The organism is Bradyrhizobium sp. GW821-FHT12B03, from assembly GCF_058807535.1.
Map to the genome: position 1 here is coordinate 39,243 of NZ_JBXAQU010000026.1, position 24,924 is coordinate 64,166.

General features: G+C 66.1%; 21 protein-coding genes. 10 read left to right on the top strand and 11 right to left on the bottom strand.

What is annotated here, in order from left to right:
• Positions 1-31 precede the first annotated feature (31 nt).
• The gene (locus AC1RUR_RS34550; RefSeq protein ID WP_492852437.1) at positions 32-184 is read right to left on the bottom strand and encodes a hypothetical protein; all 153 of its coding nucleotides are present in this window, start codon (positions 182-184) and stop codon (positions 32-34) included.
• Positions 185-371: 187 nt separating this feature from the next.
• Complete coding sequence (locus AC1RUR_RS34555) at positions 372-920, bottom strand: cupin domain-containing protein (RefSeq protein ID WP_018646206.1); 549 nt, start codon at positions 918-920, stop codon at positions 372-374.
• 148 nt (positions 921-1,068) lie between these two features.
• Here AC1RUR_RS34555 and aptA point away from each other — a divergent pair, with 148 nt between their 5' ends.
• Entirely contained in the window at positions 1,069-2,397 is a 1,329-nt protein-coding gene (aptA, locus tag AC1RUR_RS34560) for an omega-aminotransferase AptA (protein ID WP_492852439.1), read from the top strand.
• Positions 2,398-2,467: 70 nt separating this feature from the next.
• The gene (locus tag AC1RUR_RS34565; protein WP_492852441.1) at positions 2,468-3,733 is read left to right on the top strand and encodes a D-amino acid dehydrogenase; all 1,266 of its coding nucleotides are present in this window, start codon (positions 2,468-2,470) and stop codon (positions 3,731-3,733) included.
• Between the two features lie 289 nt (positions 3,734-4,022).
• On the opposite strand, the gene AC1RUR_RS34570 is transcribed toward AC1RUR_RS34565, so the two are convergent.
• Positions 4,023-4,682, bottom strand: coding sequence for a helix-turn-helix domain-containing protein (locus AC1RUR_RS34570; RefSeq protein ID WP_492852443.1), 660 nt, complete (start codon positions 4,680-4,682; stop codon positions 4,023-4,025).
• 183 nt (positions 4,683-4,865) lie between these two features.
• On the opposite strand from AC1RUR_RS34570, the gene AC1RUR_RS34575 reads away from it, so the two are divergent.
• The 4 genes from AC1RUR_RS34575 to AC1RUR_RS34590 are packed head-to-tail and all read left to right on the top strand — an operon-like array spanning position 4,866 to position 8,347.
• Entirely contained in the window at positions 4,866-5,630 is a 765-nt protein-coding gene (locus AC1RUR_RS34575) for an ABC transporter substrate-binding protein (RefSeq protein WP_492852445.1), read from the top strand.
• Between the two features lie 36 nt (positions 5,631-5,666).
• A complete protein-coding gene (locus AC1RUR_RS34580) occupies positions 5,667-6,320 on the top strand; it encodes an amino acid ABC transporter permease (RefSeq protein WP_492852447.1) in 654 nt (217 codons plus the stop codon).
• The gene (locus AC1RUR_RS34585) at positions 6,317-7,048 is read left to right on the top strand and encodes an amino acid ABC transporter ATP-binding protein (RefSeq protein ID WP_492852449.1); all 732 of its coding nucleotides are present in this window, start codon (positions 6,317-6,319) and stop codon (positions 7,046-7,048) included. Before AC1RUR_RS34580 ends, AC1RUR_RS34585 begins: the two co-directional genes overlap by 4 nt.
• A gap of 12 nt (positions 7,049-7,060) precedes the next feature.
• Positions 7,061-8,347 (top strand): NAD(P)/FAD-dependent oxidoreductase, encoded by a 1,287-nt coding sequence (locus AC1RUR_RS34590; RefSeq protein ID WP_492852451.1) that lies wholly within the window; start codon positions 7,061-7,063, stop codon positions 8,345-8,347.
• A 56-nt stretch (positions 8,348-8,403) separates the two neighbouring features.
• Here the strand turns inward: AC1RUR_RS34590 and AC1RUR_RS34595 are convergent, their stop codons facing one another.
• Together AC1RUR_RS34595 and AC1RUR_RS34600 are read right to left on the bottom strand one after the other, a co-directional pair.
• Positions 8,404-8,622 carry a hypothetical protein gene (locus AC1RUR_RS34595; RefSeq protein WP_492852453.1) on the bottom strand — a complete coding sequence of 73 codons (219 nt, stop codon included), beginning with the start codon at positions 8,620-8,622 and terminating at the stop codon, positions 8,404-8,406.
• Between the two features lie 91 nt (positions 8,623-8,713).
• Entirely contained in the window at positions 8,714-10,303 is a 1,590-nt protein-coding gene (locus AC1RUR_RS34600; protein ID WP_492852455.1) for a gamma-glutamyltransferase family protein, read from the bottom strand.
• 114 nt (positions 10,304-10,417) lie between these two features.
• Here AC1RUR_RS34600 and AC1RUR_RS34605 point away from each other — a divergent pair, with 114 nt between their 5' ends.
• Positions 10,418-11,191 (top strand): enoyl-CoA hydratase-related protein, encoded by a 774-nt coding sequence (locus AC1RUR_RS34605; RefSeq protein WP_492852457.1) that lies wholly within the window; start codon positions 10,418-10,420, stop codon positions 11,189-11,191.
• Between the two features lie 175 nt (positions 11,192-11,366).
• Here AC1RUR_RS34605 and AC1RUR_RS34610 read toward each other — a convergent pair whose 3' ends face one another.
• Both AC1RUR_RS34610 and AC1RUR_RS34615 read right to left on the bottom strand, forming a co-directional pair.
• On the bottom strand, positions 11,367-11,543 hold the full coding sequence (locus tag AC1RUR_RS34610; RefSeq protein ID WP_492852459.1) for a hypothetical protein: 177 nt from the start codon (positions 11,541-11,543) through the stop codon (positions 11,367-11,369).
• A 9-nt stretch (positions 11,544-11,552) separates the two neighbouring features.
• Positions 11,553-11,786 (bottom strand): DUF6894 family protein, encoded by a 234-nt coding sequence (locus AC1RUR_RS34615; protein ID WP_492852461.1) that lies wholly within the window; start codon positions 11,784-11,786, stop codon positions 11,553-11,555.
• A 202-nt stretch (positions 11,787-11,988) separates the two neighbouring features.
• Here AC1RUR_RS34615 and AC1RUR_RS34620 point away from each other — a divergent pair, with 202 nt between their 5' ends.
• The 3 genes from AC1RUR_RS34620 to AC1RUR_RS34630 all read left to right on the top strand — a co-directional run bounded on the left by AC1RUR_RS34620 (position 11,989) and on the right by AC1RUR_RS34630 (position 16,123).
• Positions 11,989-14,061, top strand: coding sequence for a PQQ-dependent sugar dehydrogenase (locus AC1RUR_RS34620; RefSeq protein ID WP_492852463.1), 2,073 nt, complete (start codon positions 11,989-11,991; stop codon positions 14,059-14,061).
• Positions 14,018-14,959: an SMP-30/gluconolactonase/LRE family protein gene (locus tag AC1RUR_RS34625; RefSeq protein ID WP_492852465.1), complete on the top strand. Its 942-nt coding sequence runs from the start codon at positions 14,018-14,020 to the stop codon at positions 14,957-14,959. The genes AC1RUR_RS34620 and AC1RUR_RS34625 overlap by 44 nt, the downstream gene beginning before the upstream one ends.
• A gap of 138 nt (positions 14,960-15,097) precedes the next feature.
• Entirely contained in the window at positions 15,098-16,123 is a 1,026-nt protein-coding gene (locus AC1RUR_RS34630; protein ID WP_492852467.1) for a histone deacetylase family protein, read from the top strand.
• Positions 16,124-16,199: 76 nt separating this feature from the next.
• Here the strand turns inward: AC1RUR_RS34630 and AC1RUR_RS34635 are convergent, their stop codons facing one another.
• The 4 genes from AC1RUR_RS34635 to AC1RUR_RS34650 all read right to left on the bottom strand — a co-directional run bounded on the left by AC1RUR_RS34635 (position 16,200) and on the right by AC1RUR_RS34650 (position 24,893).
• A complete protein-coding gene (locus tag AC1RUR_RS34635) occupies positions 16,200-17,180 on the bottom strand; it encodes an LLM class flavin-dependent oxidoreductase (protein WP_492852469.1) in 981 nt (326 codons plus the stop codon).
• On the bottom strand, positions 17,177-17,908 hold the full coding sequence (locus AC1RUR_RS34640; protein ID WP_492852471.1) for a 4'-phosphopantetheinyl transferase family protein: 732 nt from the start codon (positions 17,906-17,908) through the stop codon (positions 17,177-17,179). The genes AC1RUR_RS34635 and AC1RUR_RS34640 overlap by 4 nt, the downstream gene beginning before the upstream one ends.
• A gap of 221 nt (positions 17,909-18,129) precedes the next feature.
• Positions 18,130-18,297 (bottom strand): hypothetical protein, encoded by a 168-nt coding sequence (locus tag AC1RUR_RS34645; RefSeq protein ID WP_015688246.1) that lies wholly within the window; start codon positions 18,295-18,297, stop codon positions 18,130-18,132.
• Between the two features lie 140 nt (positions 18,298-18,437).
• Complete coding sequence (locus tag AC1RUR_RS34650; protein WP_492852473.1) at positions 18,438-24,893, bottom strand: amino acid adenylation domain-containing protein; 6,456 nt, start codon at positions 24,891-24,893, stop codon at positions 18,438-18,440.
• Between the last annotated feature and the right edge of the window lie 31 nt (positions 24,894-24,924).

The window sequence follows — 24,924 nt, forward strand, 5'->3', positions numbered from 1 at the left end:
AGCCGCGCGAGTCGCGGCGCGCGTCGAAGCGTCAGTTCATCTTCCGCCGGAGGGCCCTGATCGCCTCTCGCTGCGTCTCGATGTACTGGGCGATCGCTTCGCGCAGCTCCTGCGAATGGAGCTTGTCGGCATCGCGCCGAACTTCGTCGAGCGCGGCTTCTGCATTGGCGAGCGTGATCTTCATCGGCGAGCCCTGTTACAAAGCGGCCCCGGAGTGCCTAGGAGTCCGGGGCCATAACCTCAGCACCTTTGCGCCAGGCTGCTCGGCTACGGTTCGTAATATATAGCGGTTTGGCTCGCGGAAATTGAGGTGGCTCAAGCTCCGTAAGACACCGGGGCTCCGTATGATTCCGGATGACCTTCGATGCGCGTCAAAACGTCGGCGGCGTGCAGGCCGAGATCACCTCGCACGGCTTGCCGCCGACGCAGCGGAAGCGATGCGGGCGGCGGCTCTCGAAATAATAGGCATCGCCGGGATTGAGGATGCGGCGCTCATCCTCGACGGTGACTTCGAGCTTGCCCGAAATCACGATGCCGCCTTCCTCGCCGTCATGGACGAGATGCACGCGCCCGGTGTCGCTGCCGGGCTCGTAGCGCTCCTTGAGGATCTGGAGGCTGCGGCCGAACAAATTGTCGCCGACTTGCCGATACGAGATCGGCTTCTTGCCGACCTCGGTGAGCTCTTCGGCGCGATAGAAGATCTTGCGCCGGCTCTCCGGCTCCAGCGCGAAGAACTCCGCGAGCCCCATCGGGATGCCGTCGAGGATGCGCTTGAGCGCGCCGACCGACGGGTTCATCTGGTTGGATTCGATCAGCGAAATCGTCGAATTGGTGACGCCGGCGCGCTTGGCAAGCTCGCGCTGCGACAGCTTGTGGCGCGCCCGGATGAATCGCAGCCGTCCACCGATGTCGACGCTCATGCCCCTGGCCCCTGTTGCAAGTGTTGCGGATCGCGCAAATATGGACCAGTGGCCTTAGTAAAATCAATGGCTTGCAGGTCACCAGAAAAGGACTTGTTGCGCTTTGCGAGCCGTGCCTCTGCTATTTCGTCAGCAAAGGAGCGCGGCCGTGACCCTTCATCAGATTCCGAACACTATCAAGACCGACTCGTTCTGGATGCCGTTCACGGCCAACCGTCAGTTCAAGAAGGCGCCGCGTCTGTTCTCCTCGGCCGAGGGCATGCATTACACCACCGTTGACGGCCGCAAGGTGATCGACGGCTCGGCCGGCCTCTGGTGCGTCAACGCCGGCCACGGCCGCAAGCAGATCGCCGCCGCGGTCGAGCGGCAGCTGATGACGCTGGACTTCGCGCCGTCGTTCCAGATGGGCCATCCGCTGGCGTTCGACTTCGCCGAGCGGCTCGCCGAGATCGCTCCGAAGGGGCTCGACCGGATCTTCTTCACCAACTCCGGCTCCGAATCGGTCGACACCGCGCTGAAGATCGCGCTCGCCTATCATCGCGCCAACGGCCAGGCGAGCCGTACCCGCCTGATCGGCCGCGAGCGCGGCTATCACGGCGTCGGCTTCGGCGGCACCTCGGTCGGCGGCATGGTCGCCAACCGCCGCGCCTTCGCGACCCTGCTGCCGGGCGTCGACCACATCCGTCACACCCATGACCTGACCCGCAATGCCTTCGCCAAGGATCAGCCGGAGCATGGCGCCGAGCTCGCCGACGATCTCGAGCGCCTCGTCGCTCTGCACGGCGCCGAGACGATCGCCGCCGTCATCGTCGAGCCGGTGCCGGGCTCGACCGCGGTGCTGCCGCCGCCGAAGGGCTATCTGCAGCGCCTGCGCGAGATCTGCGACAAGCACGGCATTCTGCTCATCTTCGACGAGGTCATCACCGGCTTCGGTCGCCTCGGCGCGCCGTTCGCCGCCAACTTCTTCGGCGTCACGCCTGATATGATGACGACGGCCAAGGGCATCACCAACGGCACCATTCCCTGCGGCGCGGTGTTCGCGCACCGCAAGGTGCACGACGCCATGATGATCGGCCCCGAAAACGCGATGGAGCTGTTCCACGGCTACACCTATTCGGCGCATCCGACCGCCTGCGCCGCGGGCATCGCGACGCTCGACATCTACAAGGACGAGGGCCTGCTCACGCGCGGTGCGTCGATCGCCGACTACTGGCGCGATGCATTGCACTCGCTGAAAGGCCTGCCGAATGTCATCGACATCCGCAATTGCGGCCTGATGGGCGCGGTCGAGCTGTCGCCGCGTGACGGCACGGTTGGTGCGCGCGGCTACGACGTGATGGTCGACTGCTTCAATCGCGGGCTGTACTTCCGCATGAGCGGCGACTCCTTTGCGCTGTCGCCGCCGCTGATCGTCGAGAAGAGCCATATCGACGACATCGTGTCGATCCTCGGCGACGCCATCAAGCGGGTGGCCTGATAATTGCTCTCGCCGTTGCGAGTTGTTTCCTTGCAGCGGCGAGCGTGATGCCGCGGGAGTTTGACGAAGCGTGAAAGTTCTGATCCTCGGCAGCGGTGTCATCGGTGTCACCTCTGCCTACTACCTCGCGCGTGCCGGCCATGAGGTGACGGTCGTCGACCGTCAACCGGAGCCGGCATTGGAGACCTCTTTTGCCAATGCCGGCGAGGTGTCGCCCGGCTATTCCTCGCCCTGGGCCGGTCCCGGCGTGCCGGTGAAGGCGGTCAAGTGGCTCTTGATGAAGCACGGCCCGCTGGTGATCCGGCCGAAGCTCGATCCCGTGATGTGGGTCTGGCTGCTCAAGATGCTGCGCAATTGCACCAGCGCGCGCTACGCGGTCAACAAGAGTCGGATGATCCCGATCGCGGAATACAGCCGCGACTGCCTGCGTGACCTTCGCCGCGACATCGGCATTCAATATGACGAGCGCGCACAGGGCACGCTCCAGCTGTTCCGCTATCAGGCCCAGCTCGACGGCACCGGCGAGGACGTCGCCGTGCTCAAGCAGTACGGCGTGCCCTACGAGACGCTGAGTCGCGAAGGCTGCATCGCGGTCGAGCCGGCGCTATCAGGCGTGAAGGAGAAGTTCGTCGGCGGACTTCGCCTGCCGCAGGACGAGACCGGCGACTGCCACATGTTCACGCAGGCGCTGGCCAAGCATGCCGAAGCGCTGGGCGTGCGCTTCATGTTCAACACCGGCATCGACCGCATCGTCACCGATGGCGCGCGCGTCAGCGGTGTCGCCACCAGCGCCGGCCTGCTGCAGGCCGACAGCTATGTGCTCGCGCTCGGAAGCTATTCGTCGCAGATGGTCGCGCCGCTCGGCATCTCGCTGCCGGTCTATCCGGTGAAGGGCTATTCGATCACGGTGCCGATCAAAGACGCGTCCGGCGCGCCGGAATCGACCGTGATGGACGAGAGTTACAAGGTCGCGATCACGCGCCTCGGCAATCGCATCCGTGTCGGCGGCACTGCCGAAATCTCGGGCTTCTCGTCCAAGCTCTACGACGCCCGCCGCGCCACGCTCGATCATTCGCTGACCGATCTGTTCCCGCGCGGCGGCGATCTCTCCAAGGCGACTTTCTGGAGCGGCCTGCGTCCGATGACGCCGGACGGCCCGCCCGTGATCGGCCCGACGCAATACGCCAACCTCCACCTCAACACCGGCCACGGCACGCTCGGCTGGACCATGTCCTGCGGTTCGGGGCGGGTGCTGGCGGACATGCTGTCGGGCAAGAAGCCGGATGTCGACGTCAGCGCGCTGACGGTGGACCGGTACGCACATCGGTTCGGCTAAAGCTCTATCCGCTCGTCATTGCGAGGAGCCCTTGCGACGAAGCAATCCAGAATGCCTCCGCGGTGAGACTCTGGATTGCTTCGCTTCGCTCGCAATGACGGCGTGGAGGCAGCGCGCATCCTTTCCATCACCGTCACCCTGAGGTGGCCGCGTCTTCAGCGGCCCTCGAAGGGCGACGGCCCGGCTGCATCGGGGCCGTGCATCCTTCGAGGCTCCCTTGCGATGCGATCGCATCGCAAGCCTCGCACCTCAGGATGACTGGGCAGAGAGTTTATGCGTGGAAGAAGGCCTACCCCGCCCCCGTCACGCAATTCACCCACAGCACCACAGCCTTCGCATCCTGCGCCGGATTGGAAAACCGGTGCGGCCTGCGGCTCGCAAATCTAAAACTGTCGCCGGACTTGAGCGACCACGTCTCGCTGTCCACGGTCAGCATCATCTCGCCTTCGAGCACGAGGCCGGCTTCTTCGCCGTCATGGGTGTAGAGCTCGTCGCCGGTGGAGCCGCCGGGCTCCAGATGCACCATGAACAGGTTGAGCCGGTTGTCGGCGCTGGCCGGACTCAGCAATTGCTTGGAGACGCCGGTGCGCCAGAGCTTCAGCTCCGGCCGCTGAAGCCCGCGCGTCACCACCTGATCAGATGCTCCATCGGCGTTCGGGCTCGCGCCAAACAGCGCGGCGATGCCGACGCCGAGCACGTCGGCGAGCGTGGCCAGCACGCGCAGTGACGGCGATGACAGGCCGCGCTCGATCTGGCTGAGGAAGCCGATCGACAGCTCCGTGCGCGCGGCGATCGTTTCCAGCGAGAATTGCCTGTCGCGCCTGATATCGCGGATGCGGCGGCCGACCGCGACATCCATCGCGGGCTCGGCCGGCTTGGTGACGGCCTTGACCGGCGCCGTTCTGGCTTTCGCCTTCTTCACCGGCTTTGCGGCGGCCGGTTTGCGCATTCTTTTGCCACCGCTCACGTCAAACCGCTTCCTTCATGTGCATGAAAACCGCTTGCATCAGCCGTGAAAGTGTGACCAAATTTTCATATTGGTGAAAATAGGCCGAAACGGCTTGGCCCGCAACGTCTGCGATCAAGACATCTGCGAGCGCCGCCGGCGGCCGGACCCAAAGGGGATGATGCGATGGCGTTGAAGCGTTTTGTCCAGGCCGCGGTTGCGGCGCTCGCGATTGCCGCGGTCGTGCCGGCTTCGGCGCAGCAGGTGCTGAAGGTCGGCTCGACGCCGACCGGCATTCCCTTCACCTTCCTCGACACCAAGACCAACACCATCCAGGGTATCATGGTCGATCTCATCACCGAGGTCGGCAAGGACGCCGGCCTCAGCGTGCAGATCGAGCCGATGGCGTTCTCGGCGCTGATCCCGTCGCTGACCTCCAGCAAGATCGACATCATTGCTGCCGCGATGTTCATCACCGCGCCGCGCAAGGAGGTCGTCGACTTCTCCGACCCGATCTACAGCTACGGCGAAGGCCTCGTGGTCCCGAAGAGCGATACGAAGGCCTACACCACGCAGGACGACCTCAAGGGCGAGACGGTCGGCGCCCAGGTCGGCACCGCTTTCGTCGACGCGCTGAAGAAGACCGGCCTGTTCGCCGACGTCAAAGCCTACGACACCATTCCCGACATCCTGCGCGACGTGAACACCGGCCGCCTCAAGGCCGGCTATGCCGACTATCCGATCCTTGCCTACAATCTGAAGCAGGGCGGTTTCCCCGAGGTGCGGCTCGTCGACGGCTACAGGCCCGTCACGGTCGGCTCGGTCGGCATCGGCGTCCGCAAGGGCGAGACCGCGCTGCTCGGCAAGATCAACGCTTCGCTGGCCAAGCTGAAGGCCAACGGCACCATCGACAAGATCCTCGAGAAGTGGGGCCAGAAGGCGCAAGGCTGAGACATACAGGTTGATCGAGGCTGGTAAGGCTGCCCGATGAAAGGCTTCTGGCACGACGCCGCCGAGTTCTTCCCGATCCTGATGAGCGGCGTCGCGTTGACGATCGTCGTCACCATCGGCTCGCTGCTGCTTTCGACGGTGCTCGGCCTCGTCTGGGCGATGATGCGCGTCTCCGGCATCAAGGCGCTGTCGATGCTCAGTGCCAGCCTGATCAACGTGATCCGGGGCATCCCGATCATCGTGCTGCTGTTCTACCTGTATTTCGTGATGCCCGATCTCGGCGTCACGCTGTCGGCCTTGCAGGCCGCGATCCTCGGACTGGGCATCGCCTATTCGGCCTATCAGGCGGAAAACTTCCGCGCCGGCATCGAGGCGATCGACAAGGGCCAGATCGAGGCGGCGCAGTCGATCGGCATGGGTTGGTGGCTGACCATGCGCCGCGTGGTGCTGCCGCAGGCGGTGCGCATCGTGCTGCCGCCTTACGGCAACGTCATGATCATGATGCTGAAGGATTCCTCGCAGGCCTCGACCATCACGGTCGCCGAGCTCGCGCTGCAAGGCAAGCTGATCGCCTCCTCGACCTTCAAGAACACCAACGTGTTCACGATGGTCGCGCTGATGTATCTCACCATGAGCATTCCGCTGATCCTGCTGGTTCGTCATTTCGAGAAGCGGGCGGGCAAGAAATGATCGAGCTCACCGACGTCCACAAGAGCTTCGGCGCGAACGAGGTGCTCAAGGGCATCACGGCCTCCGTGCAGAAGGGTGAGGTGGTCTGCATCGTCGGCCCTTCCGGTTCCGGCAAGTCGACGATCCTGCGTTGTATCAACGGGCTGGAAAGCTACGACCGCGGCGACATCAGCGTCGAGGGCCTGAAGGTCGACCGCGATGCGCCCTCCATCGTGAAGGTCCGCACCCAGGTCTCGATGGTGTTCCAGCGCTTCAACCTGTTTCCGCATCGCACCGTGCTGGAGAACGTCGTGGAAGGGCCGCTGTTCGTGAAGAAGGAGCCTCGCGCGCAGGTGCTCGAGCGCGGCCGCGCGCTGCTCGCGCAAGTGGGGCTCGCCGAGAAGGCCGACGCGCATCCGCCGCAGCTGTCCGGCGGCCAGCAGCAGCGCGTCGCGATCGCGCGCGCGCTCGCGATGCAGCCCAAGGCGATCCTGTTCGACGAGCCGACCTCGGCGCTCGATCCCGAGCTCGTCGGCGACGTGCTCGGCGTGATGCGCAAGCTCGCCGACGACGGCATGACCATGGTCGTCGTCACCCACGAGATGGGCTTTGCCCGCGACGTCGCCGACCGCGTGCTGTTCATCGACGGCGGCGTCATCGTCGAGCAGGGGCCGGCGAAGGCTGTCCTCAATCAACCCCAGCATCCGCGTACGCAGGACTTTTTGCGCCGCGTGCTGCATCCGCTCTGATCGGTCTTCGCCATGACGACGCGCCTGCCTCTGCCGCCTTCGCTTTATGCCGACACCGCCGTCGCGCCGGTCGCGACGCCGTCGCTCGACGTCGACAAGACCGTTTCCGTCGCGATTGTCGGCGGCGGCTATACCGGCCTGTCCACCGCGCTGCATCTGGCGGAGCAGGGCGTCGAAGCGCTGGTGCTGGAGGCGCAGGAGCCGGGCTGGGGCGCGTCGGGCAACAATGGCGGCCACACCAATCCCGGCCTGAAGCACGATCCCGACCAGATCGAGGCGGACTTCGGCACAGAACTCGGCCGCCGCATGATCGAGTTCTCCTACGGCACACCGAATTTCACGCACGAGCTGATCCGCCGCTACCAGATCCCGTGCGAGGCGCGGCAGAACGGCACGCTGCGCGCGGCCTATCACGAGGCCAGTGCCGCGGCGATCGAGAAAACGGCGCAGCAATGCATCCGCCGCGGCATGCCGGTGTCGTACCTGAATCGCGAGCAGTTGCGCGAGATGACCGGCACCGACCGCTATATCGGCGCTATGCTGGACACGCGCGGCGGCGATCTGCATCCTCTCAGCTACGCCCGCGGCCTCGCGCGCGCCGCGATCTCGGCGGGCGCGAAGGTGCACGGCGAGACGCCGGCATTGTCGCTGCGCCGCGAGGGCAGAAGCTGGCGCATCGAGACGCCGCGCGCGGTCGTGCATGCCGACAAGGTTCTGCTCGCGACCAACGGCTTCACCGACGATCTCTGGCCGGCGCTTCGCCGCACCATCGTGCCGGTGTTCTCCTCGATCGCGGCCACCGCGCCCTTGTCCGACGAGGTCGCCCGCTCGATCATGCCGACGCGGCCGGTGCTCTACGAAAGCGGCCACATCACCGTCTATTACCGCATCGACCAGCACAACCGGCTGTTGATGGGCGGCCGCGGCCCGATGCGCTGGATCAGCTCGCCCACCGACGTCGCCTATCTCATGCGCTATGCCGAGCGGCTATGGCCGCAGCTCAAGGGCATCGCCTGGACCCATGGCTGGAACAGCCGGCTCGCGATTACCAAGGACCACTATCCGCATGTGCATGAGCCGGCAGAAAGCGTCCTGATCTCGCTCGGCTGCAACGGCCGCGGCGTCGCGCTCTCGACCGCGATGGGCGCCCAGCTCGCCCGCCGCCTGATCGGCGGCGCCAAGGCGGAGATCGACATGCCCGTCACCGGCATCAAGCCGATCCCGATGCATGCGTTCTGGCCGGTTGGCGTGACGACCGCCGTGATCGCGGGCCGCTTGCGGGACCGGCTGGGGATCTGAACGCATTTGCGCCGCCCCTTTGAGGGACGGCGCACCGTCGTACCGATCGGGACTGCTTAGCAGCGGCCCTGTTTCCAAAGGCCGGGTGGGCAGCCCATGCCGCGCCAGCCGACCTTGCGCCCGTGATGCCAGCCGGGGGGCGTGCCATGGTGATGATGACCCATCGCGTGGCCATGACCGCGTCCGTGTCCATGACCACCCTTCGCAAACGCAGGATTGGTCAGCGTGAGACCGGCCGCAATGATCAGCGACGCGGCGAGCGCAAGTTTCTTCATCATGTCCTCCACAGGGGCGAGCGCACTTGTCCGTTCAATGAACGGACCGTGCGCAGGTAAGTTCCCTGCAAATGTGGAGGAGTCATGACGCCTAGGATTCGGCGACGGCATCAGCCCACGGCTGGAAGATCTCGACCGCGCCGGAATTCGTGTCGCCGTCGCGCATGACCACGCTGGGGCAGGCGAATTTCTGCGGCAAGGCCTGCACCCGGCTCTCTTCATAATCGAAGCGCGCGGCGAGCGCCTTGCGCGTGTCCGCCGGCAGCCTGATATCGCCGATCACGACGGCGCCTTCGCTGGCGTCGATGCGCGGCTGGTGGATGGCGGCGTCGAGGTCCATGCCGAAATCCATCGCAAAGGATGCGAGCTGCATCACCGAAGGCAGGATGCGGCGGCCGCCGGAGGCGCCGATGGCCAGACGCTTGCCGTCCCTGGTCTCGGCAATGACAGGCGTGTAGTTGGTGAGGCAGCGCTTGCCCGGGGCGAGCGAGTTGGTGGTGCCGGGCGTCGGATCGAACCACATGATGCCGTTGTTCATGGCGATGCCAGTGTGCGGGGTCACGTATTTCGAGCCGAACGACGAGAGCAGCGTCTGCGTGACCGCCGCGATGTTGCCGTGGCGGTCGACGACGGAAAAATGCGTGGTGCAAGCGGGCGCCAGATATTCGGCGCCGAGCGAGCGCTTGCCGTCGGCATCGCCCATGTCCTTGAGTCGCTCGCGATAGGCCGATTGCAGCGCCACCGCATATTCGGCGTAGGCGGCCGCATCCGGCGTGCTTCCCGGACTCAGATTTTGCTGCAACAGGCGCAGCGCATGCGCCAGCGTCGGTCCGGCCGTGAGCTCCGGCGTGGCGAACACCTTGCCGCCGCGATAGGGGATCGCCAGCGGCTCGCGCAGATGGCTGCGGAACGCGGCAAGATCCTCCACCGACAGCGAGCCGCCGTCGGCCTTGATGTCCGAGGCGATGCTTCTGGCGAGATCGCCCTGGTAGAAGTCGCGGGGGCCTGCTTCGGCAAGGTGCGACAGTGTCGCCTTCAACTTGTCCAGCGGCAGCCGCGTCTCGGATTTGATGCCCCATGGCGCGCTCGGCGGCAGGCCGTCCTTCAGGAACGTCGCCGCGCTTCCCGGATAGCGCCTGAGATCGGCCGCCGAGTTCGCGATCGTCAGCGTGGTCCACCAATCGACCAGCAGGCCCTCGCCGGCGAGGGCGACGGCCGGCGCGACCAAATCCTTCCACGGGAGCTTCGCGTGGCGGCGATGCGCCTCCTCCATGCCGGCGACGACGCCGGGCACGGCGACCGCACCGGGGCCGTGGATGTTGCGGTCGTCCTTCACCCGCGGCCAGGGAAACAGATCGGAGGCTGCGCCTTCGCCGCTGAGCGGATAGTCGGCGACGCGCAGGCTCTGCGGCGCGCACATGCCGTAGTCGATCACCTCGGTGCGATTTTCCCCGGCGCGGTAGAGCACCATCGCACCGCCGCCGCCGATGCCGCTGTTCCAGGGCTCCAGCACGTTCAGCGCCATGGTGGTCGCGACGATTGCGTCGACGCAATCGCCGCCCGCCGCCAGCACCTGCGCTCCCACTTCGGCCGCGCGCCGCGATTGCGCGGCGACGATACCACCCTTGGATGTGACGGCAGGCTTGCGGACGGTTTGGGCGAGGCTGAACTGGTGAGGCATGATGTCGTCTTGTGTGTCTTGGCTTCGTTGCGCTGACGTGAAAGCTCCGCGATTGGCGAAGCGCGCGGACAATGGCACATTGCGGCCAACGAGAACATCCAAAGGGAGAGCGGCATGGCTGGTGTGAAACAGGCGCGGGATGGCGCGGTCGGAATCCTGACGCTCGACGAGCCTGCAAGCCTGAACGCGATGACGCCGGACCTGCTCGGCGCGCTGGCTGCCGCCGTCGACGAGATGACGCAGGACGGGGATGTTCGCGCGCTGATCCTCACCGGCGCCGGGCGCGGCTTCTGCTCCGGCCAGAATTTGAAGGCCTCCGAAGCGCTCGGCGAGGACATCGCGGCCGGCGTGATGCGCTTCTACTGGCCAGCCTTCAGGGCGCTGCGCGAATGCCGCGTGCCAGTCGTCGTCGCCGTCAACGGCGTGGCGGCCGGCGGCGGCTTCAGCCTGGCGATGGCCGGCGACATGATCGTCGCGGCGCGATCGGCGAGCTTCATCCAGGTGTTCAGCCGCATCGCGCTGGTGCCCGATCTCGGCTCCACCTGGCTGTTGCCGCGCCTGATCGGCCGGCAGCGCGCGCTCGAGCTGATGCTGCTCAACGAGCCGCTGACGGCGGAACGCGCCGAGGAGATTGGCCTGGTCCGGCAAGTCGTCGACGACGACAAGCTGATGGGGGAGGCTTTGCTGCTGGCGCGGCGTCTCGCCGACGGCCCGACGCGCGCACTGGTCGCTACCCGGGCGCTGGTCGAGGAGAGCGAGCATGCGACCTACGAGGCGCAGTTCCGCCGCGAGATCGAGCTTCAGGCCACGATCCGCAAGAGCGCCGACGCCATCGAGGGCCGCAACGCCTTCGTCGAGAAGAGGAAGGCGAAGTTTACGGGGCGGTGAGTTGGGGAGCGTTTCCTCCCGCACCCGTCATGCCCGGGTATAGCCGTCCGAAGGACGGCGTCGCTTCCGTTCGCCTATGACCCGGGCATCCACGTCTTTGCATCCCCAGAACGTGAATGGCCGGGACAAGCCCGGCCATGACGAGGAAGATCAGTGGGAATTCGACGAAACCGGCTCAGAGCCTGCGGTCGAGCCGGCTGGCCTGATACTTGGCGCGCCATTTCGGGCCGGGCCCGCGCATGTAGTGAAGCTCGGGGCGATAGGGGTCGCCGGCGATCCTGATCAGCGTCTGCCACTTGGTGGCGACGAAGGTCAGGGGCTGGCGAAGCAGGGTCAGGGAAGCGAGCAGCATGGCATCACCTCAATGCGGCTTGCCAAGCATGGCGGTGAAGGGGAGATCGAAAATCTCCTCGCCGTCGTCGTCGCTGACATGGATGATCCAATCGCGCCAGTCTTCGTTGCTCGGGGTCAGGATCATCGAGCGCATGATCTGGGCGGCGCGGTCGCGTGCCTCGGTGAGATTGGAGACGGCGGCGCCGTAGCGGTCGATCAGCGTGCCCTCGGTGTTGGAGCAGTGAAAATAGACCTGGACCATATGCGTCTCCTATTGGGAGCGATCAGGATGGCAAAGCGATACCACCCGAAGCCTTCGCGAAACATTCGGGTCGAGCCCGGTAAGGGAATCTACGGAGGTTGGTCGGCACCAAGGTCGTTACAGGTTTAATCACAGGCGGGTGATGGCTGGACGGCGTTCCGGCGGCATGGAACAAGCTTCTCGCAAAGTCCGGGAGGCTACCGTGAACCAGTTCACATTCGGGAGGGAACGCCGACATCTGCGTGTGTTTGCAGCGGTTTTGGCTGCAGCTCTGCTCGGCTTGGCCCCGGCCTCGTCCGAGCCGATCAGGAAGAGCGGCTATGCGATCGGCACGGATAGTTGCGGCAGCGGCGATCTCGCCTTTCCCAGGATCCAGATCGACATGAAGGCCGGATTTTGCGCCGGCCTCGTCGCCAGCGAGGAGGATCACCTCAAATTTCCGCGCGCGATCGTCCAGGTGCCCGGCCGCGACCTGTTCGTAGTGGCCGACATGGGCGGCTGGGGCCACATCGATGGACGGCTGCTGCTGCTCGATCCGCATGCTGCCGAGGGCAAGCGGTTCAAGGAGCTGCTGACAGGCCTCGAATATCCATTCGGCCTCGTGATCGGCCCGGACAAGAAGCTCTACGCCTCGACCGCCGAAACGATCTTCCGGTTCGATCCGCTCGCGGATAATCCGCGCGGCACGGTCGAGACCATCATCCGTCACATGCCGGGCCGTCGGATCACGCTGCCGGACGGGACGAAGCTCGACGAGAGCGCGCATCCGCTCAAGCAGTTCGTGTTCGATCGCGACGGCCGGCTGTTCGTCAATGTCGGCTCGCACAGCGACGACTGCATCACGCGTGCGCCAATCACAAAGCCTTGCGCTGCGGCCGAGGGCGCCTCCGCGATGGCATCGATCTGGCTGTTCACGCCGCCCGCGGGCGGCGTTTTCCCGGCATTGAGGCCGAACGACCCCGACCCGCCGCACACCGTCTATGCGCGGGGCCTGCGCAACTCGATGGCGCTGGCGCTGCATCCGAATTTCCCCGATGCCGGCTACGCCTTCCTGCAGGGCGAGAACGGCCGCGACCTGCCCGACATCTTCAAGCCGAACGAGGAGATCAACGCGATCGAGCAGGGCCGGCATTATGGCTGGCCCTATTGCTATGACCTGTCGACGCCGAGCCCCGAGTTCAGGATCGTGCTGCAGTCCGGGACCTACAAATCGCTCTGCACGGCCAACGCGCTGTACAAGCCGCCGTTCTCGCTGATGCCGCCGCACGGCGCGCCGCTCGCGATGCTCTATTATCACGGGGCGAAATTTCCGGAGCTGGAGGGCAAGCTGCTGGTCGGCCTGCACGGCTATCGCCCGACCGGCAGCCGCGTCCTCATCTACGATGTCGACGACCACGGTTTTCCCAGGCCAAGCCCTCCGCCGGTGCGCTACCATGTCAGCTGCGCGGCTGATCCGACGCACAGCTTCCAGACCGACGCCGGCGAGGTCGCCGCCGCGCCGTTCGAGGAGCTGATTGCAGGCTGGCACCGGGTCAACGGCGCGCGGCCGCAAGGAGCACCCGTCGGCATGACGGTCGCCGAGGACGGCGCGATCTGGCTGGTCGAGGACAAGAACCAGACCGTGATCCGCATTGATCGCGCTGCGGGCGATGTGCCTCAGCCGCTGCCCTGCGACACGCGCAGCCAGGCGATGATCGACCAGCTCGCGGCCTTCGTCGCCAGGGACGCGCAGAACAGCGTCCGCCTCACCACGCTGCGCAAGGGCCTCGTCGAGAAGCATTGCCTCGGCTGCCATTCCGATTTCGGTCTGAAGGCAGGACAATCGGATGCGGAGAAGGACAGCGCCGTGCTGCGCTTCATGCTGTCGCAGGACGGCTGGATCTATCCGGGCGATCCCGATGCCGGCAGGCTGCGCACGCGGCTTCGCGGTCTCGGCGCGGAGAAGCTGATGCCGCCGGGCGGCGAGACCCTGCCGAAGACCGAGCCCGGCTATGCGCGCCTGCTCGATACCGCCGACCTGCTCGTCGCCAGGATGGTTCCGGGAACGCGGATGCGGATCAAGGCCGGTCCGCCGCAACGCAAGTTTTTTGGCAAGACCAGCAAGGAATGCGGCGAAATACCGGCTGCCAAGGTCGTTGTCGTGACACAAAGGAGCGCTGTAGACAAACCCGGCTTCAGCCGATTCTTCCGGCCGGCCGATCCCTATCTGAACGGCGAGTGCACCGACGACGATGGCTATTACATCCGGCAGGAATTTCTGGTGCCTGTGCAGTAGCGTCCTTCTCGTCATCGCGGCTTCGCCGGCCCGGGCCGAAACCAAGCTGTTCGAGAGCGTGCAGGTCACGCCCTCCGGTGAATATACCTTCGGCATCGAGGGGCCGGCCGTCGATCTCGACGGCAATCTCTACGTCGTCAATTTCGGCAAGCCCGGCACCATCGGAAGGCTGCTCGCGGGCGGCGAGGCGTCGGAGCAATTCACGGCGCTTCCCGAAGGCAGCGTCGGCAATGCCATCCGGTTCGCGCGCGACGGCACCATGTTCATCGCCGACTACAAGAAGCACAACATCTTCGCGATCCCGAAGGGCGCGACCGAGCCTGCCGTCTGGTTTCACTCCGACGAGATGAACCAGCCCAACGACATCACGGTCGCGCGCGACGGCACGATCTATGCGAGCGATCCGAACTGGAAGGGACGCGAGGGCCACATCTGGCGCATCGCGAAAGCTGCCGACGGAACCGTGCAGGGCCAGGTGATGCCGGCGCCGCGCGCGATGGGCACCACCAACGGCATCGACCTCAGCCCTGATGGCAAGACGCTCTATGTCGGCGAGTCCAGCAGCGGCCAGATCTGGTCCTATGCGATCAGCGGCAATGAGCTCACCGGCGCAAAGCTGGTGAAGTCGTTCCAGCCCGACACCGTCGACGGCTTGCGCACCGACGTGGCCGGCCGTCTCTATGTGGCGCGCATTCTCAAGGGCACGATCTCGCTGATGAAGCCCAATGGCGCGGTCGAGCGCGAGATTGTGCTGAAGGCCAAGGAGCCGACCAACCTCGCCTTCGGCGGCAGCGACGGCAAGACCGTCTTCGTCACGCAGCGCCAGGGCGGCTTCGTCGAGTCCTTCCGCACCGACCAGCAGGGCCGCGAGCACTGCCTCCAGCGCGGGCGCTGCTAGCTAGAGCGCCTCACGGGCGATCTGCTTTAGGCGCAGAACGGTATGGCAAGGGCGGCATTCTTCTTGCTTGCATCTGGCCGGCGCTGGCATCAAGACATCTGCTGCGCCCTAAAGAGCACGCGACCACGGAGTGTTTGAGTGAAAGCCGTCCATACCGAACTGCATCGCAGCCATGATCCGCAATTCTTCCTGGTTCGCGGTGTCGTCAAGCGCACCACCGAGCAGCCCGAGCGTGCCGACCGCCTGCTGAAGGGATTGAAGGACGGCAGGCATCAACTGGTCGAGCCCAAGACATTCGGGCAGGGGCCCCGCGCGCGCATCCACAGTCCGGAATACCTGTCGTTCCTGAGCGAAGCGTGGGACGCCTGGACCGCGCTCGGCGATTCCGGTCCGGAGATGATCGGCAACATCCATCCCGTGCGGCATGCTGCGACCTATCCGACCCACATCGTCGGCAAGCTCGGCTGGCACACCGCCGACACCGCAGCACCGATCGGCCCGGGCACCTGGGCGGCGGCTTGCGCTGCGACGGACGTGGCGGTGACCGCCGCGCAGATGGTGATGGATGGCGAGGATGCGACCTACGCGCTCTGCCGTCCGCCCGGCCATCACGCCTATCGCGACATGGCCGGCGGCTTCTGCTTTCTCAACAACAGCGCGATCGCGGCCGCGCATCTGCGGCGCGAGCACGAGCGCGTCGTGATCCTCGACGTCGACGTCCATCACGGCAACGGCACGCAGGGCATCTTCTACGCGCGGCCGGACGTCTACACGATCTCGATCCACGCCGATCCGACCGCGTACTACCCGTTCGTGTGGGGCTATGCGCATGAGCGCGGCGAAGGTCCGGGCCTCGGCACCAATCTCAACATCCCCCTGGCGATCGGCACCGGCGACGACGGCTACATCCAGGCGATGGACGTCGCGCGCAAGGCGATCGAATCCTTCGCTCCCGGCGCCCTCGTCATCGCCCTCGGCCTCGATGCCTCCGAGCACGATCCGCTAAAGGGCCTTGCCGTCACCACGCCCGGCTTCCGCCGTATCGGCCAGGCCATCGCCAGGATGGGCCTGCCGACCGTGTTCGTGCAGGAGGGTGGCTATCTCTCGGATATCCTGGGTGCCAACCTGACCTCGGTGCTGGCGGGGTTTGAAGAGGCGCGGTGAACTTCGCCTCTCCGGAGGTCGTCGATGGCCGGGACAAGCCCGGCCATGACGGCGAGAGAGCAGCGCTCGCAGAAATCTAAAACATCCCGCTCGCCGCGAGCGCCTTGCAGACGTGCTGCATCTCGGCCTCGTCCGCGACCATGTCGAGCATGACGGTGGTCAGGCCCCTTGCCGCAAACGCCTTCAGCTTTGCGCCGATCTCGGCGTAGCTGCCGACGAGGTAGGGGCAGTCCGCCTGGAAGGTCAGGAACGGCAGCAGCCAATAGCCATTGTCCGCGAGCTCGCCGCTTTGCCCCTCGTACAGCCGGCGCTTCCACACGGAGTCGCTGTTCTCCACGGTGAGCGCGAGCAGCTCGCGATCGTCGGGATTGTCGCGGAAACGCGCTTGCGCTGCCTGCCGCGCCTCGTCGCGGCTCTCGCGTGCGAAGATGCCAAAATTCATACCGGGCGCATCAAGTCCCCGATCGAGGTCCGGCGGCAGCATCTGCATCTTGATGCAGCCGGTCTCCGTTGCCACGCGCTGGGCCGCCTCGGACTGGCCCGCGATCAAGAATTCCGGCATCAGCTCCGCCGGCAGGCGGGGGCGCAGTTGCAGGTTGCTCGCGCGGTAGAACCGGCCCGCGACATTCACCGGCCGCGGACTTGAGAGCAATTGCCGCATCAGCGCGACGAATTCGCCGAGCCTGACATAGCGGTCGGCATGGGACTGGTCGTCGCCGAGGCCCTGCAGGTCGCTGACCGCGGTCCCCGTGATCATGTTGAGATAGACCTTGCGGCCGTGGAGCTGAGCGAAGGACGAGACGAATTTCGCCGCCGTGAACGGATGCATACAGACCGGGTTGACGGCGATCAGCGGCGAGGATCGCGTCGTCTCCGCCATGATGTGCTGGGCCATGGCCCAGGGCTCGACGAACACGTCGTTGCCTTCGAACAGCAGAATGCCTTCGAAGCCGTTACGCTCGGCGAACTCAGCCACCCGCATCAGCTCGCCGACATATTTCTTGGGGTCGCGGTTGCGCGAGATCGCGGGAAAGACGCGCAGCCGCGAGGTCGTCATTCAGCCGCTTCCTGGAGCGGCCAGGCATTGCGGCTGATGGGAAGGCCGCCGTCCGCACGGGAGCCGTCGGCGATCGCGAGGCGGTGCGAGGGAGATGGCGAGCACAGCGAGAAGCGCCATCCCTGCGGATCGTCGGCGATGTCGGGCTTGAAGCTGATCTCGATGGCCTCGCGCGACACCTGCATCGCGAAGGCGTCGAGCGGCAAATTGAGCCCAAAGCCCCTGGCCTTCAGATAGGCCTCCTTGAGCGTCCAATAGTCGAAGAAGCGCTCGATCGCCGCCGGCTCCGGCAGGCTGCGCAGCGTTTCGACCTCCTCCGGCGCAAAGAAGCGATTCGCGGTGGAGAGCGGGGCGACGCGCCGCGACACGGTTTCGACGTCGACGCCGACGGCCTCATGCCTCGACACGACGCAGGCGACGCAGCCATCCGCATGCGACAGGCTGAAATGCAGCGCGGTCGAGGTCCTGGGCGCAGCGACAAACGGCCGCCCATAGCGGCCGGCCCCGAAGGACCAGTCGGAGGGAGCGACATTGGGCGCGACCCGCGATAGCGCCAGGCGCAGCATGGCATGGGCGAAAATATATTGCCGCCGATGCCGCTCGAACATGAAGCGGTCGGCGCGAACCCGTTCGTCGACCGAGAGCAGACGTCGGCACGCATCGGCTGCGCCCGGCGCGTCAATGGTCTCGATCAGTCCGACAAACAGTTCAATTCTGTCGTCTGCCATCAATCAGGCCCATGGCGTCAGGCCGAGGCCAAATCCCCGGTCCTGACGGAAGAATCAATTGAGCAAGAACCAACTGAGCGGACCGCTATTACTGGTCCGTCCGGGCGAATTCTTGTCGATTTGCAGGCCGGTTTACGAGCTCAAGCTTGTGCGAGACCCCAACTCGCAGGCGAGCGGCCCGTTATCCGAAAAGATTCGTGCGGCGTCCCGGCCGACGAGTCTTACTTCTTCTTCTTGGCCTTCTTCGACCCGCCCAGCACCGAAAGGCTGGCGTCGACGTCCTTCAGTGCGGACTGAAGCTTCTTCTTCTCGGCAGCGAGCAACTTCTGGAGCGCCTTGCGGTCCTTGTCGCTCAACGAGGTGCCCTTGGTAAATTTGATGAAACCCATAACACTCCCCCGGTTGAAAATAATCGTCCAAATCAAAACGCGAGAATAATCTTGCGCGCCGGCGTCAAATAATCAAGATGCAACTTGGTCATTCACAGCTTTGACGAGTGAACCAGTATTCGCCCGTCCTGTACAGCCGATTATGCCGCCTTGCGATCGAGCAATCGGCCGAGCGGCGTGCCGGGTTGGGCGGCGGCGGCCTCAAGCAGCGCGACGAGATCCTCCATCCACTCGCCGACCATACGGCCGTCGAGCAGTTCGCCCTTGTAATTGCATGAACCGGTGATTCCGGTCGGGCGCTCCTTGAGCATCAGCGACAGCCAGGTCTGGTCGATCGGCAGCACCGGCTGCCCCTCGCGCGCGACGTTTCCGATCGATTGCACCGCAATCTCCGGCAGATCGAGCGGCTGGCGCAGCGGATTTTGCAGCGTGAAATAGACCTGGAGCAGCGCGGCCGGGTCGATCCCCTCCTGCTCCAGATGGTCGGCCAGCATGTTGAACGGCAGCTCCTGCCGCGCATGCGCGTCGAGCACGCTCTGGCGCACCCGGACCAGGGCTTGCGCGAACGACAGATCCGGCGTGATTTTCGTGCGGACGATCACCGTATTCTCGAACGGACCGACGATTCGGTCGGTATCGGGCTGGGCGCGATTGGCCATGGCGGTCGCGACCGAGATGTCGGTGCGGCCGGTCCGTGCCAGCAGCAGGGCCTTCAGTCCGGTGAGGAGGCACATGAACAGCGTGGCGTTCTGCTGACCGGCGCACGCCGTGAGCCGCGCGATCAGATCGGGCTCGAGCCTGAGCGGATGGTGACCGGAGGACGCGCCCGGGCTTGCTTCGCCGTCAAAGACCGGCGCTGCGCCGCGCAGATTCTCCGTCCAGTCGGCGGCCTGGCGGCGGGCGGCGTCGGTTCCACACCACCAGCGCTGCCAGCGTGCGACGTCCGAAAAGGCCGGCTGCAGTTTCGACAGTGGCGCCGCGGGGCGTCCGGCCAGTGCCGCATAGCGGCTGGACAATTCCTCAAACAGCACGCCGATCGACCAGCCGTCGGCAACGGCATGATGCAGCGTCAGCAGCAGCACATGGTCGTCGGCATGGAGCCGCAGCAGCCGCGCCCGCAACAGCGGTGGTCGCGCGGTGTCGAACGGGGTGTAGGTCTCCTGCTCGATCAGCAGATTGATCTTCCTCAGTTCGAGGGCATGGCGCCGCTTGTTGTTGTGCGGCCACCCGTCGCCAATGATTTCGACGGTGAGGGCGGGTCCGAGCTCGCTGGGTGTGGCGATGCGGCTGACGGGCTCCCCGCCGCTCCAGCCGAACCCTGTCCGCAGCGATTCGTGGCGACGCACGATGTCACCGAAGGCCTGGGCGAGGGCGGGCTGATCAAGCGGGCCTTCGAGCCGGAAGGCGAAGGGCAGGTTGAACAGCGGCAGTCCCGGCAGGTTCTGCTCGATGCGAATCATCTGGTCCTGCGCGATCGAGAGCGTTGGAGAGCCGTTCCCGGCTAGCCTTGCTTCCGTCAGTCTTGGCAGGCTTGCGGCAGGCTTGTGCGGCTTGGCCGCGACGGCCTCGTCGACCCGACGGGCAAGTTGCTCGATCGTCGGCGCCTCGAAGATGGTCTTGATCGGCAGCGAGACGCCGAGCGCCCGGGCGACGCGTGCCATCGCCTGGCCCGCCAGCAGCGAATGGCCGCCGAGATCGAAGAAATTGTCGGTGACACCGATGCTCTCGACCTTCAGCAGATCGATCCAGATGTCGGAGAGCACCTTTTCGGTGAAGCGCCGCGCCGGCACGGCCGCATCCGGCCCGGAGGCTTCCTGCTGCGCCGGAGCCAGCAGCGCGGTGCGGTCGATCTTGCCATGGGCGTTGAGCGGCACCTGATCCAGGAACAGGAATGCGGAGGGGATGGCATGGCCGGGCAGCCGGCTCTTCAGGAATTCGCGCAGCTCGCTGGCGCTGAGGGGGCGGCCGGGCCTTGCGACGATATGGGCGATCAGCCTGACATCGCCACTGGCCTCGCGGCGCGGCTCGACGATGCCGGCGCGCACGCTCGGATGGTCGGCCAGTGTGTTCTCGATCTCCTTGAGCTCGATACGGTAGCCGCGGACCTTGACCTGATGGTCGGCGCGGCCGAGGCACTCGATCGTGCCATCGGCGCGGCGGCGGGCGAGATCGCCGGTCCGGTACAGCCGGTGGCCTGCCTGGCGCGAGAACGGATCGGGGATGAAGCGCTGCCGGCTTTGTGCGGGATCGTTGACATAGCCGCGTCCGACCCCGGCGCCGCCGATGCAGAGCTCGCCGGTCACGCCGACCGGCTGCGGCTGGAGATTGGCGTCGAGCACGTAGAGCCGGGTGTTCGGCAGCGGCGCGCCGACCGGAACGTTGCTCGTCGCGGTCGCCGGCGGCTTGGTCAGCCGATGCAGGGAGACGTCGTCGGAGCATTCCGACGCGCCATAGGCATTGATCAGCGGAACTTTCGGGCAGCGGGCGAACCAGGCGCGGCAGAGATCGACCGGCAGCGGCTCGCCGGTCGAGATCAGGACACGCAGCCTCGCGAAGGCGCGCTGGACCCGTGCCTCGTCCATGCGATCGAGGACCACGCGCAGCAGCGACGGCACGATCTCGAGCACCGTGATGCCTTCGCGCTCGATCTCCTGTGCGAGCAGGATCGGGTCCTGGACGATCGCATTGCCGCAGATGTGCACGCGGGCGCCGACCATAGGTCCGGCGAGGAACTGCCAGATCGAGATCACGAAGCTCTGCGGCGCGGTCTGCGCGATCACGTCCCTCGCGGTGAGGCCGAGTTCGGAAATCAGCGACGCCAGATGGTTCGACAGCCCGCGCTGCTCGATCATGACGCCTTTCGGCGCACCGGAGGAGCCGGACGTATAGATGAGATAGGCAAGGCTGGATGCCGCGCGCCGCGCCGCGCGGGGGGGCTTGGCCGCCCCTGGTGCGACCGCCTCGTCGAGCCCTGCCACCTGGATGCGCTCGACCAGCGGCTCGAGCAGCGCCTCGACCATCGCCGATTGGGCGCGCCCGGTCAGCAGCACGCGGGCGCAGCTCGATCCGAGGATGGTCGCAAGCCGCGCCGGCGGCTGGTCGGGATCGAGGTTCAGGAAGGCCGCGCCGACGCGCTGCACTGCGATCATGGCGGCGAGCAGATCGGGTCCGCGCTCGGCGAGCAAGGCGACCACGCTCTCCGCGCCGACGCCTCCGCGGGCCAGCCAGCGCGCGGCCGCCTGGCTGCGCCGGGCCAGTTCGCGATAGCTCAGGGATGTGTGTCCGTCCGACACCGCAACGGCGTTCGGCGTCATCCTGGCCTGACGGTCGAAGCGTTCGCTCAAATTGCCGCGCGTGGTGAAATTGGCCGGCATGCCGTGGCCTTTCGCCAGCAGTTGCCGGCGCTCGGCTTCGCTCAGCAGCGGCAGGCGCGAGATGCGCTGCTCCGGATTGGCGATGACGGCCTTGAGCAGGGTCTTGAATTGAGCGGCCATGTCTTCGATCGTGGCCGCGTCGAACAGATCGGTGGCGTATTCGAAGAAGCCGGTGAAACGGCCGTCGGCCTCGACCAGTTCGAGCGTGATGTCGAAGCGCGCCACTTTGGGGTCGACCTCCAGCCGCCGCGTCGACAGGCCGGAGAAACGTGCCGCCTCGATCGAGGCGTTCTGGAGGATGAACATGATCCGGAACAGCGGATTGCCGTCGCTCCGGCGCGCGACCTGGAGCGCACGCAGCACCTCCTCGATCGCCAGGTCCTGGTTGCGATAGGCGTCCAGCGTGACCTGCCGCACCCGCCGCAACATCTCGCCGAAGCTGGGGTCGCCGCCGAAATCGTTGCGCAGGATCAGGGTGTTGGCGAACAGACCGATCAGGCGCTCGCTCTCGATCTGGTTGCGGTTGGCGATCAGCGATCCCGTCGCGACATCCTCGTGCGCGGTGTGGCGGAACAGCAGGCACTGGAACACCGCGAGCAGGGTCATGAAGGGCGTGACGCCCTGGTCCTGGCTCAGTGCGCGGACATCGCCCGAGAGCGTCCTGGAGAATTCGAAATATTGACGGGCCCCATGACCGCTCCAGATCTCCGGCCGCGGCCGGTCGGTCCGCAGCGGCAGCGTGGTGACGCCGTCGAGCTGCGTTCGCCAGTAGTCGAGCTGCTCCTTTGCCGCCGGCGTTCGCGCCCAGCTCTGCTGCCACAGCGCGAAGTCGCGATACTGGAAAGTGGGCGAGGGCAGCGCTGCCACGCTCTGCTTGCGCGCTGCGGCATAATGGGCGGCGAGCTCCTCCCAGAACAGCCGCTGCGACCAGCCATCGGTGACCAGGTGGTGCAAATTGACCACCAGCGCGTGGCTGGATTGGCCGAACGACAGCAGCGTGACCTTCAGCGGCGGCTCGTGTGCCAGGTCGAACTCATATTGCGCGAGCTTGAGCGCCTCGCGCCTGACGACCGCGGCCTGCTTGTCCGCGGGGCAGGGCTTGAGCTTGATCCGCTCGAATCGCGGCGGCGATTGCAGCACAAGCTGCGCCGGCTCGCCCTGCCGTTCGACGAAGACCGAGCGCAGCGCCTCATGGCGGGCGCAGATCGCGGTGAGGCTCGCAGAAAGCGCGGCGACGTCGATCAGGCCTTTGAGCAGCGCGACTTCGACGACATTGTAATTGTAGCGGGTCGGATCGAGCCGCGAGAGCACGTACATCCGCTGCTGCTGGAACGACAGCGGTGCGTCTGCTGCCGTTGCTACGCCCTGTCGCCAGGCCGGCAGCGCCGCTTCGAGATGGGTTGCAGCCTCTAGCCGGGCCGCAAGCGCAGCGACCGTGGCGCAATCGAAGATGTCCTCGAACGAGAAGTCGACGTTGAAGCGTTCGCGCAGGCGCGAGCGCATCTGTGTCGCCGCGAGCGAGTCGGCGCCGAGCGCGAAGACGTCCTGATCGACGCCGACCTGCGGCAGCTCCAGCAGACCGGCCCAGATCGCGGCGAGTTGCGTCTCCAGCGTGGTCCGCGGCAGCTGCGCCTCATTGCCGTCCTGCGCTGTCGCGATCAGCTCGGCCAAGGCATTGCGCTTGACCTTGCCGCTGGCGCCCTTTGGCAGCGCTGCCACGCTGCGGATCAGGCTCGGCACCTTGTAGGCCGCGAGGCGCTTTCGCGCGAATTGGCGCAACTGGTCCGAGGTGGCCTCGGAATCCGGACGCAGCACCACGACGGCGGCGACGTTCTCGCCGAGCTTCGGGTGCGGGACGGCGAACACGCCGGCTTCCAGCACCGCCGGATGGCCGAGCAGGACCTCTTCCACCTCCAGCGGCGAGATCTTCTGCCCGCCGCGATTGATGACGTCCTTGATGCGGCCGACGATGAAGAGATAGCCGTCGGCATCGAGATAGCCGAGATCGCCGGTCCGGAACCAGCCGTTGCGGAACGCGGCTTGCGTCGCCGCCTCGTCATTGTAGTAGCCGCGGCTCATGTTCGGCCCGCGCAGCACGATCTCGCCGTGCTCGCCGCTCGCAAGCGCGCGGCCCGCCTCGTCCATGATCGCGATCTCCGGGCCCGCGGCGCGGCCGACCGATCCGACCTTGCGCAGCTCGAACGGATTGGCCGCGATCTGCGAGGCCGCCTCCGTCATGCCGTAGGTTTCGAGCACGGGAACGCCGAACGTCGCCTCCAGTCCGCCAAGGATCGCGGGCGCGAGCGAGGCCGACGCCGAGCGGATCACGCGTAGCGATGACGATCGGGCGCGGTCCGGATTGGCCTCCGCCGCCGTCAGCAGTGCGCGATGAATGGTCGGCACCGCTGTGTACCAGGTCGGTTGCAGCTCCCGCATCCAGCCGAAGAAGGACGATGCGTCGAAACCCTCGGTGCAGATCACGCTGGAGCCCGCCGCCAGCGCCGTCAGCAGGCCGGAGATCAGGCCATGGGCGTGGAACAGCGGCAGGGCGTTGAGCAGGCGATCGTGGGATGCGAGCGACAGCACGTGTCCGGCATTGTAGGCGGACAGGCACACATTGCGATGCGTGAGCGGCACCATTTTCGGCCGCGCCGCCGTGCCCGACGTCAGAAGGATGAAGGCATCGTCGTCGCCGCGCGAGGCGCCGCTCGTGCTCGCGGGCCCGATCGTCGGGCCTATGAATGCGCAGCCGCCGAGGTCCTCTTTCGGTCCCGGCACGAAATCGATCACCGCGATATCGAGCGCCCTGGCGACGTCGCGACTGGCCGAGTTCATGTCGGCCCGGGTGACCAGCGCCGTCAGCTTCAATTCGCCGAAGTAACGTTGCAGCTCGTCCGCGGTCAGATCGGGATTGACCGGGACGCAAGCACATGCGGACGCGACCGCGATCAGCGCCAGCGCGCTGTCGGCGCCGCGCGGCAGCGCAACCGCAATCCGGTCTGCCGGCGCGATGCCGAGCCCGCGCAGCGTGCGGACCAGGTCCTGCGTCCGCTCGCCTAGCGCGCCGTAGGTGAGGGGCGGCCGGCCAGGCGCGAGGAGGGCAGGCGCCGCAGGCGTCCTGCGGGCGTAGAAGTCGAGAAGGCCGCTGGTATGGGAAAAGATCTTCGTTTCGCCGCTCGCGCCGATCGATCCCGCTCCGGATGCAATGTCCGACAATGCCATTCCTTTTTGATCTGATTGAGCTATTCTTCCC

Excerpts from the sequence above, each read along its gene's own strand:
- AC1RUR_RS34570 (WP_492852443.1), bottom strand. The coding sequence starts at position 4,682 with ATGCGCAAACCGGCCGCCGCAAAGCCGGTGAAGAAGGCGAAAGCCAGA.
- AC1RUR_RS34585 (WP_492852449.1), top strand. The coding sequence starts at position 6,317 with ATGATCGAGCTCACCGACGTCCACAAGAGCTTCGGCGCGAACGAGGTG.
- AC1RUR_RS34605 (WP_492852457.1), top strand. The coding sequence starts at position 10,418 with ATGGCTGGTGTGAAACAGGCGCGGGATGGCGCGGTCGGAATCCTGACG.
- AC1RUR_RS34595 (WP_492852453.1), bottom strand. The coding sequence starts at position 8,622 with ATGAAGAAACTTGCGCTCGCCGCGTCGCTGATCATTGCGGCCGGTCTC.
- AC1RUR_RS34590 (WP_492852451.1), top strand. The coding sequence starts at position 7,061 with ATGACGACGCGCCTGCCTCTGCCGCCTTCGCTTTATGCCGACACCGCC.
- AC1RUR_RS34550 (WP_492852437.1), bottom strand. The coding sequence starts at position 184 with ATGAAGATCACGCTCGCCAATGCAGAAGCCGCGCTCGACGAAGTTCGG.
- AC1RUR_RS34580 (WP_492852447.1), top strand. The coding sequence starts at position 5,667 with ATGAAAGGCTTCTGGCACGACGCCGCCGAGTTCTTCCCGATCCTGATG.
- AC1RUR_RS34635 (WP_492852469.1), bottom strand. The coding sequence starts at position 17,180 with ATGACGACCTCGCGGCTGCGCGTCTTTCCCGCGATCTCGCGCAACCGC.
- AC1RUR_RS34575 (WP_492852445.1), top strand. The coding sequence starts at position 4,866 with ATGGCGTTGAAGCGTTTTGTCCAGGCCGCGGTTGCGGCGCTCGCGATT.
- AC1RUR_RS34625 (WP_492852465.1), top strand. The coding sequence starts at position 14,018 with ATGGCTATTACATCCGGCAGGAATTTCTGGTGCCTGTGCAGTAGCGTC.
- AC1RUR_RS34645 (WP_015688246.1), bottom strand. The coding sequence starts at position 18,297 with ATGGGTTTCATCAAATTTACCAAGGGCACCTCGTTGAGCGACAAGGAC.
- AC1RUR_RS34600 (WP_492852455.1), bottom strand. The coding sequence starts at position 10,303 with ATGCCTCACCAGTTCAGCCTCGCCCAAACCGTCCGCAAGCCTGCCGTC.
- AC1RUR_RS34610 (WP_492852459.1), bottom strand. The coding sequence starts at position 11,543 with ATGCTGCTCGCTTCCCTGACCCTGCTTCGCCAGCCCCTGACCTTCGTC.
- AC1RUR_RS34615 (WP_492852461.1), bottom strand. The coding sequence starts at position 11,786 with ATGGTCCAGGTCTATTTTCACTGCTCCAACACCGAGGGCACGCTGATC.
- AC1RUR_RS34555 (WP_018646206.1), bottom strand. The coding sequence starts at position 920 with ATGAGCGTCGACATCGGTGGACGGCTGCGATTCATCCGGGCGCGCCAC.
- AC1RUR_RS34640 (WP_492852471.1), bottom strand. The coding sequence starts at position 17,908 with ATGGCAGACGACAGAATTGAACTGTTTGTCGGACTGATCGAGACCATT.
- AC1RUR_RS34650 (WP_492852473.1), bottom strand. The coding sequence starts at position 24,893 with ATGGCATTGTCGGACATTGCATCCGGAGCGGGATCGATCGGCGCGAGC.